Consider the following 12,964-nt stretch of genomic DNA (forward strand, 5'->3'; position numbering starts at 1 on the left):
TGAGTATCTCGAACTTTCGGTTCGTTTCGTCTTCACACACCGCAATCTGGCCTTTCGACGCAAATTGCTTGGGTGTTATATGGTCAAGCCTCACGGGCAATTAGTATTGGTTAGCTCAACGCCTCACAGCGCTTACACACCCAACCTATCAACGTCGTAGTCTTCGACGGCCCTTCAGGGGACTCAAGGTCCCAGTGAGATCTCATCTTGAGGCTAGTTTCCCGCTTAGATGCTTTCAGCGGTTATCTATTCCGAACATAGCTACCCGGCAATGCCACTGGCGTGACAACCGGAACACCAGAGGTTCGTCCACTCCGGTCCTCTCGTACTAGGAGCAGCCCCTCTCAAATCTCAAACGTCCACGGCAGATAGGGACCGAACTGTCTCACGACGTTCTAAACCCAGCTCGCGTACCACTTTAAATGGCGAACAGCCATACCCTTGGGACCGGCTTCAGCCCCAGGATGTGATGAGCCGACATCGAGGTGCCAAACACCGCCGTCGATATGAACTCTTGGGCGGTATCAGCCTGTTATCCCCGGAGTACCTTTTATCCGTTGAGCGATGGCCCTTCCATACAGAACCACCGGATCACTAAGACCTACTTTCGTACCTGCTCGACGTGTCTGTCTCGCAGTCAAGCGCGCTTTTGCCTTTATACTCTACGACCGATTTCCGACCGGTCTGAGCGCACCTTCGTACTCCTCCGTTACTCTTTAGGAGGAGACCGCCCCAGTCAAACTACCCACCATACACTGTCCTCGATCCGGATAACGGACCTGAGTTAGAACCTCAAAGTTGCCAGGGTGGTATTTCAAGGTTGGCTCCACGCGAACTGGCGTCCACGCTTCAAAGCCTCCCACCTATCCTACACAAGCAAATTCAAAGTCCAGTGCAAAGCTATAGTAAAGGTTCACGGGGTCTTTCCGTCTAGCCGCGGATACACTGCATCTTCACAGCGATTTCAATTTCACTGAGTCTCGGGTGGAGACAGCGCCGCCATCGTTACGCCATTCGTGCAGGTCGGAACTTACCCGACAAGGAATTTCGCTACCTTAGGACCGTTATAGTTACGGCCGCCGTTTACCGGGGCTTCGATCAAGAGCTTCGCGTTAGCTAACCCCATCAATTAACCTTCCGGCACCGGGCAGGCGTCACACCCTATACGTCCACTTTCGTGTTTGCAGAGTGCTGTGTTTTTAATAAACAGTCGCAGCGGCCTGGTATCTTCGACCGGCATGGGCTTACGCAGTAAATGCTTCACCCTCACCGGCGCACCTTCTCCCGAAGTTACGGTGCCATTTTGCCTAGTTCCTTCACCCGAGTTCTCTCAAGCGCCTTGGTATTCTCTACCCAACCACCTGTGTCGGTTTGGGGTACGGTTCCTGGTTACCTGAAGCTTAGAAGCTTTTCTTGGAAGCATGGCATCAACCACTTCGTCACCCAAAGGGTAACTCGTCATCAGCTCTCGGCCTTAGAATCCCGGATTTACCTAAGATTCCAGCCTACCACCTTAAACTTGGACAACCAACGCCAAGCTGGCCTAGCCTTCTCCGTCCCTCCATCGCAATAACCAGAAGTACAGGAATATTAACCTGTTTTCCATCGACTACGCTTTTCAGCCTCGCCTTAGGGACCGACTAACCCTGCGTCGATTAACGTTGCGCAGGAAACCTTGGTCTTTCGGCGTGGGTGTTTTTCACACCCATTGTCGTTACTCATGTCAGCATTCGCACTTCTGATACCTCCAGCAAGCTTCTCAACTCACCTTCACAGGCTTACAGAACGCTCCTCTACCGCATCACCTAAGTGATACCCGTAGCTTCGGTGTATGGTTTGAGCCCCGTTACATCTTCCGCGCAGGCCGACTCGACTAGTGAGCTATTACGCTTTCTTTAAAGGGTGGCTGCTTCTAAGCCAACCTCCTAGCTGTCTAAGCCTTCCCACATCGTTTCCCACTTAACCATAACTTTGGGACCTTAGCTGACGGTCTGGGTTGTTTCCCTTTTCACGACGGACGTTAGCACCCGCCGTGTGTCTCCCATGCTCGGCACTTGTAGGTATTCGGAGTTTGCATCGGTTTGGTAAGTCGGGATGACCCCCTAGCCGAAACAGTGCTCTACCCCCTACAGTGATACATGAGGCGCTACCTAAATAGCTTTCGAGGAGAACCAGCTATCTCCGAGCTTGATTAGCCTTTCACTCCGATCCACAGGTCATCCGCTAACTTTTCAACGGTAGTCGGTTCGGTCCTCCAGTTAGTGTTACCCAACCTTCAACCTGCCCATGGATAGATCGCCCGGTTTCGGGTCTATTCCCAGCGACTAGACGCCCTATTAAGACTCGCTTTCGCTACGCCTCCCCTATTCGGTTAAGCTCGCCACTGAAAATAAGTCGCTGACCCATTATACAAAAGGTACGCAGTCACCCAACAAAGTGGGCTCCCACTGCTTGTACGCATACGGTTTCAGGATCTATTTCACTCCCCTCTCCGGGGTTCTTTTCGCCTTTCCCTCACGGTACTAGTTCACTATCGGTCAGTCAGTAGTATTTAGCCTTGGAGGATGGTCCCCCCATATTCAGACAAAGTTTCTCGTGCTCCGTCCTACTCGATTTCATGACTAAGAGATTTTCGCGTACAGGGCTATCACCCACTATGGCCGCACTTTCCAGAGCGTTCCGCTAATCTCAAAGCCACTTAAGGGCTAGTCCCCGTTCGCTCGCCACTACTAAGGGAATCTCGGTTGATTTCTTTTCCTCAGGGTACTTAGATGTTTCAGTTCCCCTGGTTCGCCTCTTAAGCCTATGTATTCAGCTTAAGATAACCATCTTATGATGGCTGGGTTCCCCCATTCAGACATCTCCGGATCAAAGTCTGTTTGCCGACTCCCCGAAGCTTTTCGCAGGCTACCACGTCTTTCATCGCCTCTGACTGCCAAGGCATCCACCGTATGCGCTTCTTCACTTGACCATATAACCCCAAGCAATCTGGTTATACTGTGAAGACGACATTCGCCGAAAATTCGATAATACTCAATTAAGAGCAACTCACAAATTTTACCTTAGCCTGATCCAACACCAGTGAAAGTGTTGTCCAGTCTATCTTTCTATCACATACCCAAATTTTTAAAGAACGATCTAATCCAAAGACTAGAAATCAACATTCACCATCATCACGATGGAATGCTCATTTCTAAGCTTTCAACAAACAGAAGCAGTAGTGGTGGAGCCAAACGGGATCGAACCGTTGACCTCCTGCGTGCAAGGCAGGCGCTCTCCCAGCTGAGCTATGGCCCCGTATTTCTACAGGTTCCCACACAAAATTGGTGGGTCTGGGCAGATTCGAACTGCCGACCTCACCCTTATCAGGGGTGCGCTCTAACCAACTGAGCTACAGACCCAATTTCGGGCTGCTTCTTTATCGTCTTCTTCAATGAATCAAGCAATTCGTGTGGGAGCTTATGGAGCAGCTGATGTCGTCGATTAAGGAGGTGATCCAGCCGCAGGTTCCCCTACGGCTACCTTGTTACGACTTCACCCCAGTCATGAATCACACCGTGGTAACCGTCCTCCCGAAGGTTAGACTAGCTACTTCTGGTGCAACCCACTCCCATGGTGTGACGGGCGGTGTGTACAAGGCCCGGGAACGTATTCACCGCGACATTCTGATTCGCGATTACTAGCGATTCCGACTTCACGCAGTCGAGTTGCAGACTGCGATCCGGACTACGATCGGTTTTCTGGGATTAGCTCCACCTCGCGGCTTGGCAACCCTCTGTACCGACCATTGTAGCACGTGTGTAGCCCAGGCCGTAAGGGCCATGATGACTTGACGTCATCCCCACCTTCCTCCGGTTTGTCACCGGCAGTCTCCTTAGAGTGCCCACCATCACGTGCTGGTAACTAAGGACAAGGGTTGCGCTCGTTACGGGACTTAACCCAACATCTCACGACACGAGCTGACGACAGCCATGCAGCACCTGTCTCAATGTTCCCGAAGGCACCAATCCATCTCTGGAAAGTTCATTGGATGTCAAGGCCTGGTAAGGTTCTTCGCGTTGCTTCGAATTAAACCACATGCTCCACCGCTTGTGCGGGCCCCCGTCAATTCATTTGAGTTTTAACCTTGCGGCCGTACTCCCCAGGCGGTCAACTTAATGCGTTAGCTGCGCCACTAAGAGCTCAAGGCTCCCAACGGCTAGTTGACATCGTTTACGGCGTGGACTACCAGGGTATCTAATCCTGTTTGCTCCCCACGCTTTCGCACCTCAGTGTCAGTATCAGTCCAGGTGGTCGCCTTCGCCACTGGTGTTCCTTCCTATATCTACGCATTTCACCGCTACACAGGAAATTCCACCACCCTCTACCATACTCTAGCTTGTCAGTTTTGAATGCAGTTCCCAGGTTGAGCCCGGGGATTTCACATCCAACTTAACAAACCACCTACGCGCGCTTTACGCCCAGTAATTCCGATTAACGCTTGCACCCTCTGTATTACCGCGGCTGCTGGCACAGAGTTAGCCGGTGCTTATTCTGTCGGTAACGTCAAGACACCAACGTATTAGGTTAATGCCCTTCCTCCCAACTTAAAGTGCTTTACAATCCGAAGACCTTCTTCACACACGCGGCATGGCTGGATCAGGCTTTCGCCCATTGTCCAATATTCCCCACTGCTGCCTCCCGTAGGAGTCTGGACCGTGTCTCAGTTCCAGTGTGACTGATCATCCTCTCAGACCAGTTACGGATCGTCGCCTTGGTGAGCCATTACCTCACCAACTAGCTAATCCGACCTAGGCTCATCTGATAGCGCAAGGCCCGAAGGTCCCCTGCTTTCTCCCGTAGGACGTATGCGGTATTAGCGTCCGTTTCCGAGCGTTATCCCCCACTACCAGGCAGATTCCTAGGCATTACTCACCCGTCCGCCGCTCGCCACCAGGTACAAGTACCCGTGCTGCCGCTCGACTTGCATGTGTTAGGCCTGCCGCCAGCGTTCAATCTGAGCCATGATCAAACTCTTCAGTTCAAACATCTTTGGGTTTTTAAGAAACCCTAAACTTGGCTCAGCAATCGTTGGTTACATCTTTGATTTCTCGCGGAGTAACTTGTGATGCTGATAATCTTGTTGACTATCAGTCTGACTCCACAAGCACCCACACGAATTGCTTGATTCAGTTGTTAAAGAGCGGTTGGTTAAGATCTTTCGTCTCAACCGAGGCGCGCATTCTACAGCAGCCTCTGTTACTGTCAAGCGGTTATTTTTCGAAGTTTTCAAAGTTTCCTTTGCAACTTCAACCACTTGCGCTTTCGATCTCTCGTTAGCGGGAGGCGAATTCTACAGCGTTAGTCGCTGCTGTCAACACCTCTTTTTCAACCCCTTTCGCGCTTCGATGACCTGAAGCAACTCGCTGCCGAAAACTGCGTAACTCATTGTTTACCAAGGAGTTTTCCGTTTCGACTGCGCCGGAAGTGGGGCGAATTATAGACTTCCAGAATCTTCCGTCAACACCTATTTTCACAATTCTGTCATATAGGTGAAAAAAGCCCCTGAAACGCAAAGGCCGGCCCCAAGGGCCGGCCTTCTCCCTTCTACTTACAAGCTAGGGAATGCGAACTGCGAAGCTTCATGGCTCGCCCGTTGTGGCCAGCGCTGGGTAATGGCCTTGCGACGGGTATAGAAACGCACGCCATCCGGACCATACGCATGCAAGTCGCCGAACAGCGAGCGCTTCCAGCCGCCGAAGCTGTGATAAGCCACCGGTACCGGCAGCGGTACGTTGACGCCGACCATACCGACTTCGATCTCGTCGCAGAACAACCGTGCCGCTTCCCCATCACGGGTAAAGATGCAGGTGCCGTTGCCATACTCGTGATCGTTGATCAGCTGCATCGCCTCTTCCAGGCTGTTAACCCGGACAACACACAGCACCGGCCCGAAGATCTCTTCTTTATAGATGCGCATCTCTGGCGTGACGTTGTCGAACAGGCAGCCGCCCAGGAAGAAACCTTCCTCATGACCAGCCACGCTCAGACCACGACCATCCACCACCAAGGTCGCACCAGAAGAAACACCGTCTTCTATATAGCCACTGACTTTGTCGCGAGCCTGACCGGAAACCAGCGGCCCCATGTCAAGACCGCATGAAGTACCGGCACCGATTTTCAGCGCCTTGACTTGCGGTACCAACTTGGCCACCAGCGCATCCGCCACCTGGTCACCGACGCACACAGCCACCGAGATCGCCATGCAACGTTCACCGCAAGAACCATAGGCCGCGCCCATCAATGCGCTGACCGCGTTATCCAGATCCGCATCCGGCATCAGCACCGCATGGTTCTTCGCCCCGCCCAGTGCCTGGACGCGTTTGCCGCGCTTGGTGCCTTCAGCGTAGATGTACTCGGCAATCGGGGTCGAACCAACGAAGCTCAACGCTTTGACTTCCGGCGCTTCGATCAGCGCGTCCACTGCAGCCTTGTCGCCGTGCACCACACTCAGCACACCCTTAGGCAGGCCAGCTTCGATCAACAACTGAGCGATCAGCAGCGTGGAACTCGGATCGCGCTCGGACGGCTTGAGGATAAAGCAGTTGCCGCAGACGATCGCCAGCGGATACATCCACAGCGGCACCATGGCCGGGAAGTTGAACGGCGTAATACCGGCCACCACGCCCAGCGGCTGGAAGTCCGACCAGGCATCGATATTCGGGCCGACGTTACGGCTGTACTCGCCCTTGAGGATTTCCGGTGCCGCGCAAGCGAACTCAACGTTCTCGATCCCGCGCTTCAATTCACCGGCAGCATCTTCCAGCGTCTTACCGTGTTCTTCGCTGATCAGCTGAGCAATACGCGCTTCGTTCTGTTCCAGCAATTGCTTGAAGCGGAACATCACCTGCGCACGTTTGGCTGGCGGCGTGTTGCGCCAAGCCGGAAACGCAGCTTTAGCCGAGTCGATGGCTTTTTGAATGGTTTCGCGGCTGGCCAACGGCAGCTTGTGGATCACCTGGCCGGTAGACGGGTTGAACACGTCGGCCGTGCGACCTTCTTCGGTCACCAATTCGCCATTGATCAAATGCGGGATAAGGCTCATGCAGCACTCCTGAAAAGTTGTCCACAGGCGCCCTTCAAAGGGCGCCTCTATATAGAGGGGAGAATCAGTCGATCTTGTTCAGCACTTCGCCGACCGCGTCGAACAGACGATCAAGGTCTTGCGGCTTGCTGTTGAAGGTTGGGCCGAACTGCAGGGTGTCGCCACCGAAGCGCACATAGAACCCGGCTTTCCACAGGGCCATGCCGGCTTCGAACGGACGCACGATGGCATCGCCGTCACGCGGCGCGATCTGGATCGCGCCGGCCAGGCCGTAGTTACGAATATCGATGATGTTTTTCGAGCCCTTCAGACCGTGCAGCGCATTTTCGAAATGCGGTGCGACTTCGGCCACGCTCTGTACCAGGTTTTCCTTTTGCAGCAGGTCGAGTGCTGCCAGGCCAGCGGCACACGCCACCGGGTGCGCGGAATAGGTGTAGCCGTGCGGGAATTCCACCGCGTACTCCGGCGTCGCCTGGTTCATGAAAGTCTGGTAGATCTCGGAGCTGGCAATCACCGCGCCCATCGGGATCGCGCCGTTAGTGACTTGCTTGGCGATGCACATCAGGTCCGGGGTCACGCCGAAGCTGTCGGCACCGAACATCGAGCCGGTACGGCCGAAACCGGTTATCACTTCGTCGAACACCAGCAGGATGTTGTGCTGATCGCAGATCTCACGCAGACGCTTCAGGTAACCCTGTGGCGGAACCAGCACGCCAGCGGAACCGGCCATTGGCTCGACGAATACGGCGGCGATGTTCGACGCATCGTGCAGCTCGATCAACTTCAGCAGCTCGTCGGCCAAAGCAATACCACCCAACTCCGGCATGCCACGAGAGTAGGCATTGCTCGCCAGCAAGGTGTGCGGCAGGTGATCGACGTCCATCATCGCCTGACCGAACATTTTGCGGTTGCCGTTCACGCCACCGAGGCTGGTGCCGGCGATGTTCACGCCGTGATAACCACGGGCACGGCCGATCATTTTGGTCTTGGTGGCCTGGCCTTTCAGGCGCCAGTAAGCACGAACCATCTTCACTGCGGTATCAGCGCACTCGGAACCCGAGTCAGTGAAGAACACGTGATTCAGATTGCCCGGGGTCAGGTCAGTGATTTTCTCCGCCAGCTGGAACGACAGCGGATGGCCGTACTGGAAGCCCGGCGAGTAGTCGAGGGTGCCCAATTGCTTGGCGACCGCTTCCTGAATTTCCTTGCGGGTATGCCCGGCGCCGCAGGTCCACAAACCGGAGAGCGAGTCATAAACCTTGCGGCCCTTGTCATCTATCAGCCAACTGCCTTCAGCCGCCACGATCAGTCGCGGATCGCGCTGGAAATTACGGTTGGCGGTGTAAGGCATCCAGTGAGCATCGAGCTTGAGCTGGCTGGCCAGGGAAGTCGGGTTGTTTTCAGGCAAGTTCATGGGCAAAACCTCGCAGGGCAATAAGCGGCATAGAGATCAAAAGCGTTCTTGCAGCTAAATTGCCACGGGGATAAAGTCTGTGAAATCCAACTCTTCTAACGTTCAGTCAGGTCACCACTAAACTATGAGCAGTCGTCGCCCCGATCCGCTGGCGCAAGTCAGTGACTTTGATATCCGCCTGCTTCGAATCTTTCGCAGTGTGGTGGAGTGCGGCGGCTTCTCGGCAGCGGAGTCGGTGCTGGGGATCGGGCGCTCGGCCATCAGCCAGCAAATGAGCGATCTGGAACAGCGCCTCGGTCTACGTTTATGCCAACGAGGTCGCGCCGGTTTTTCCCTGACTGAAGAAGGTCGCGAGGTCTATCAATCGGCCTTGCAGCTACTAAGTGCGCTGGAAAGTTTTCGCACCGAGGTCAACGGTCTGCACCAACATTTGCGCGGCGAATTGACCATCGGCCTGACCGACAACCTGGTCACCCTGCCCCACATGCGCATCACCCACGCCTTGGCGCAATTGAAAGAGCGCGGGCCGGACGTGCAGATTCAGATCCGCATGATCGCGCCCAATGAAGTCGAACAAGGCGTGCTCGACGGTCGATTGCATGTCGGCGTGGTGCCGCAAGCCAGCGCGCTGTCGGGGCTGGAATATCAGCCGCTCTATAGCGAACGCTCGCTGCTGTATTGCGCGGTCGGTCATCCGTTGTTTTATGTCGACGATAAACAACTGGATGACGAGCGCCTCAACAGCCAGGACGCCATCGCGCCGACCTTCCGTTTGCCCGCGGAAATCCAGGCCCATTACCAGGCGCTCAATTGCACCGCCAGTGCCTCGGACCGTGAAGGCATGGCGTTCCTGATCCTGACCGGACGTTTCATCGGCTATCTGCCGGACCACTACGCCAGCCTCTGGGTGCAGCAAGGCCGATTGCGTGCGCTGAAACCAAAGGTGCGTTTTTATGACCTGAGCCTCGCATCGGTCACGCGCAAGGGCCGTCGCCCGCATTTAGTGCTGGAGAGTTTTCTGGAGAGCCTGGCTGCGACACGCTAGGTTTTATTGCGTCAGGACTTGTCTGATGCCTGTGGGTGCGCTATCAACGCAGTGGCTGCACCCACCCACTTGTTCGGAAGTGCCTATGACCTTTGAAGTCCCCGCTCACGGCGGCAAACCTGCCAGCCGCATTCGTCAGAAGAACGAAGAGACCATCATCAAAGCCGCCGAAGACGAGTTCGCCCGTCACGGGTTCAAAGGCACCAGCATGAACACCATCGCCCTGAATGCCGGGTTGCCCAAGGCGAACCTGCATTACTACTTCACCAACAAACTCGGTTTGTACGTGGCGGTGTTGAGCAACATCCTCCAGTTGTGGGACAGCACCTTCAACACCCTGACCGCTGAAGATGATCCGGCCGAAGCGCTGACGCGTTACATCCGCGCCAAGATGGAATTCTCCCGTCGCCAGCCGCAAGCCTCGCGAATCTTCGCAATGGAAGTGATCAGCGGTGGCGAGTGCCTGACCGAGTATTTCAACCAGGACTATCGCGCCTGGTTCCAGGGCCGGGCGGGCGTGTTCCAAGCGTGGATCGACGCCGGCAAAATGGACCCGGTCGACCCGGTGAACCTGATTTTCCTGTTGTGGGGCAGCACTCAGCATTACGCCGATTTCGCTACGCAGATCTGCCGTGTCAGCGGGCGCACCAAGCTCACCAAGCAGGACATGGAAGACGCCGGCAACAACCTGATCCGCATCATTCTCAAGGGCTGCGGCCTGACGCCAACGATCTAAGACACTTATGCCTTTTACCCTCAGCGGTTTTTGCGAATACCGCGAAGAGATTCGCAAAAGCCGCTTCATCACCTTCGCCGCGCCGATCAGCAGCCCTGCGCAAGCCCAGGCATTCATCGAACAGCACAGCGATTTGAATGCCTCGCACAATTGCTGGGCCTGGAAACTTGGCGACCAATATCGCAGCACTGACGATGGCGAGCCCGGTGGCACCGCCGGCCGGCCGATTCTGGCGGCGATCGACGCGCAGGATTGCGATCAGGTCGCGGTGCTGGTGATTCGTTGGTATGGCGGCATTCAACTCGGCACCGGTGGCCTCGCCCGCGCGTATGGCGGCGGCGCCAACAAGTGCCTGCAAGCGGCGGCGAAGGTTGAGTTGATCAGTCGGCTGCCGGTGAGTTGTGCCTGTGCTTTTGCAGAGTTGCCGCTGGTGAAGCTTCGGGTGGCGGAACTGGGAGGATTGGTTGTGGAAGAAACCTTCACGGCCAACGGCGTAGAACTGCAATTGGCGATCGGCGAAAGCCAGATCGATACCCTGCAAACGCAGCTGGCGGACTTGAGCCGCGGACGCATTTTGTTGCAGCACTAATCGCACCAACAACGTTCACAGCCCTTTCGTCGAACCGGTCCATTTGCCCACATCTACTGTGCACCCGGCTGTGGATAACCTGAGCACACCCGGCTGTAACCCTTCTGTCATGCGGCTTTGCGGGCTTTGCTCACTTTTCGTCCAATCCGCCACCAAAAAAGCTAAATCCACGTAAAAACAATCAGTTAGCTCGCTTTATCACCTTTAGAAGAAAGCCACACAGTGCTTATGCCCGACCTTCGGGCTTGCGCACAAATACTGTGGAGCAATCTGTGGATAACCCGTTCATGGCTGTCGCCGCCCCATGCCCGGCATGGCTTGCCGTCGGTTGCTCGTTTTTTGACCAAACACCTTGGGCAAAACCGGAGCCTGATCAACGGCTTTGCCCTCAAGTGGTGCCTGGTTCGGGATCGACATAGGGCGAGGCGCTGCCCTCAAAGCCTTTATCTGTAACGCATTTGATTTTTCCTGACTCAATGGCCAGGAAATTGCTTTGTCCACAGGCATCACTTCAATCGACCCGAGCCTGTCATGCCCAACCCCGTGCCGATCCCCGATCCAACACCTCGCCTGCAACTGCGCAGAATCAGCAAGCGCTACCCCGGTTGCCTGGCCAACGATGCCATCGACTTGAGCATAGCCCCTGGCGAAATCCATGCCCTGCTCGGCGAAAACGGCGCGGGTAAAAGTACGCTGATGAAGATCATCTACGGCGTCACCCACGCGGACTCGGGAGAGATGATCTGGCAAGGGCAACGCGTGTCCCTGCGCAACCCGGCTCAGGCTCGTAGCCTCGGGATCGGCATGGTGTTCCAGCATTTCTCGCTGTTTGAGACTTTGAGCGTGGCGCAGAACATTGCCTTGGCGATGGGCGCGGCGGCGGGTACACCGAAGCAGCTTGAGCCAAAGATTCGTGAAGTCTCCCGGCGCTACGGCATGGCGCTGGAGCCGGAGCGACTTGTCCACAGCCTGTCGATCGGTGAGCGCCAGCGGGTGGAAATCATTCGTTGCCTGATGCAGGACATCCACCTGCTGATTCTCGATGAACCGACCTCGGTGCTGACTCCGCAAGAGGCCGACGAATTGTTCATCACACTGCGTCGACTGGCCGCCGAGGGCTGCAGCATTCTGTTTATCAGCCACAAACTCGGTGAAGTTCGCGCGTTGTGTCACAGCGCCACGGTGTTGCGCGGCGGTCGGGTGGCCGGGCATTGCGTGCCGGCCGAGTGTTCGGATCGGCAACTGGCGCAGTTGATGGTGGGTGAAGCGGCTGCGCTGATTACGGATTATCCGAAGGTGATCGGCAGTGATGTCTTCTTGAGTGTGAGCGGATTGTCCTGGCACAACCCGGACCCGTTCGGCTGCTCGCTGAATGACATTTACCTGCAAGTGCGCAGCGGTGAAATCGTTGGCATCGCCGGTGTCGCGGGTAATGGTCAGGATGAGTTGCTGGCGCTGCTCAGCGGCGAAGAACCGCTCAGCCGCAACGACGGCGCAACGATCAGTTTCGCCGGGCAACCGGTGGCGCATTCGCGGCCGGATGTACGGCGCAAACTGGGCCTGGCCTTCGTCCCCGCTGAACGTCTTGGCCATGGTGCGGTGCCGGACCTGAGCCTGGCGGACAACGCCCTGCTCACTGCCTTTCAACAAGGGCTGGTCAGCAACGGCCTGATTCAGCGCGGCAAGGTCGAAGCGCTGGCCGAAGAAATCATCCGTCGCTTCGGGGTGAAGACGCCCGACACCCAGACACCGGCCCGCAGCCTGTCCGGCGGCAACTTGCAGAAATTCATCCTCGGCCGGGAAATCCTCCAGCAACCAAAACTGCTGGTGGCCGCGCACCCGACCTGGGGCGTGGACGTCGGTGCCGCCGCGACCATTCACCGGGCGCTGATTGCCTTGCGCGACGCCGGCGCGGCGATCCTGGTGATCTCCGAAGACCTCGACGAACTGTTCCAGATCAGCGACCGCCTCGGCGCCTTGTGCGGCGGTCGACTGTCACCGCTCAAGTCCACGGTCGACACGCGCCTGATCGAGGTCGGCGGCTGGATGGCCGGCCAGTTCGACGCGCCTCAATCACGTGCAACGGTTTAACGGAG

At 56.0% G+C, this 12,964-nt stretch carries 6 protein-coding genes, 2 tRNA genes and 2 rRNA genes; 4 read left to right on the forward strand and 6 right to left on the reverse strand.

Annotated features, from left to right (window positions below; translation table 11 throughout):
• Positions 1-79 precede the first annotated feature (79 nt).
• The 6 genes from ACMXYJ_RS29965 to ACMXYJ_RS29990 all read right to left on the reverse strand — a co-directional run bounded on the left by ACMXYJ_RS29965 (position 80) and on the right by ACMXYJ_RS29990 (position 8,498).
• A 23S ribosomal RNA gene (locus ACMXYJ_RS29965) occupies positions 80-2,971 on the reverse strand.
• A 250-nt stretch (positions 2,972-3,221) separates the two neighbouring features.
• Positions 3,222-3,297: transfer RNA gene (locus ACMXYJ_RS29970), tRNA-Ala, on the reverse strand.
• 27 nt (positions 3,298-3,324) lie between these two features.
• Positions 3,325-3,401: transfer RNA gene (locus tag ACMXYJ_RS29975), tRNA-Ile, on the reverse strand.
• An 83-nt stretch (positions 3,402-3,484) separates the two neighbouring features.
• A 16S ribosomal RNA gene (locus tag ACMXYJ_RS29980) occupies positions 3,485-5,023 on the reverse strand.
• The 16S and 23S rRNA genes sit together here with 2 tRNA genes alongside, the layout of an rRNA operon.
• 567 nt (positions 5,024-5,590) lie before the next feature.
• Complete coding sequence (locus ACMXYJ_RS29985) at positions 5,591-7,084, reverse strand: CoA-acylating methylmalonate-semialdehyde dehydrogenase (protein WP_415758037.1); 1,494 nt, start codon at positions 7,082-7,084, stop codon at positions 5,591-5,593.
• Positions 7,085-7,148: 64 nt separating this feature from the next.
• Positions 7,149-8,498, reverse strand: coding sequence for an aspartate aminotransferase family protein (locus ACMXYJ_RS29990; RefSeq protein WP_415758038.1), 1,350 nt, complete (start codon positions 8,496-8,498; stop codon positions 7,149-7,151).
• Between the two features lie 124 nt (positions 8,499-8,622).
• On the opposite strand from ACMXYJ_RS29990, the gene ACMXYJ_RS29995 reads away from it, so the two are divergent.
• From ACMXYJ_RS29995 to ACMXYJ_RS30010, 4 genes are all read left to right on the forward strand, one after another.
• Positions 8,623-9,543: a LysR family transcriptional regulator gene (locus ACMXYJ_RS29995; RefSeq protein ID WP_056746118.1), complete on the forward strand. Its 921-nt coding sequence runs from the start codon at positions 8,623-8,625 to the stop codon at positions 9,541-9,543.
• 85 nt (positions 9,544-9,628) lie between these two features.
• Positions 9,629-10,279: a TetR/AcrR family transcriptional regulator gene (locus tag ACMXYJ_RS30000; RefSeq protein ID WP_046044703.1), complete on the forward strand. Its 651-nt coding sequence runs from the start codon at positions 9,629-9,631 to the stop codon at positions 10,277-10,279.
• 7 nt (positions 10,280-10,286) lie between these two features.
• Positions 10,287-10,868 (forward strand): IMPACT family protein, encoded by a 582-nt coding sequence (locus ACMXYJ_RS30005; RefSeq protein WP_415758039.1) that lies wholly within the window; start codon positions 10,287-10,289, stop codon positions 10,866-10,868.
• 531 nt (positions 10,869-11,399) lie between these two features.
• Positions 11,400-12,959 carry an ABC transporter ATP-binding protein gene (locus ACMXYJ_RS30010; protein ID WP_415758041.1) on the forward strand — a complete coding sequence of 520 codons (1,560 nt, stop codon included), beginning with the start codon at positions 11,400-11,402 and terminating at the stop codon, positions 12,957-12,959.
• The last annotated feature ends 5 nt before the right edge of the window (positions 12,960-12,964 follow it).

This window comes from Pseudomonas arabinosi, from assembly GCF_047758675.1.
GTDB lineage: Bacteria > Pseudomonadota > Gammaproteobacteria > Pseudomonadales > Pseudomonadaceae > Aquipseudomonas > Aquipseudomonas arabinosi.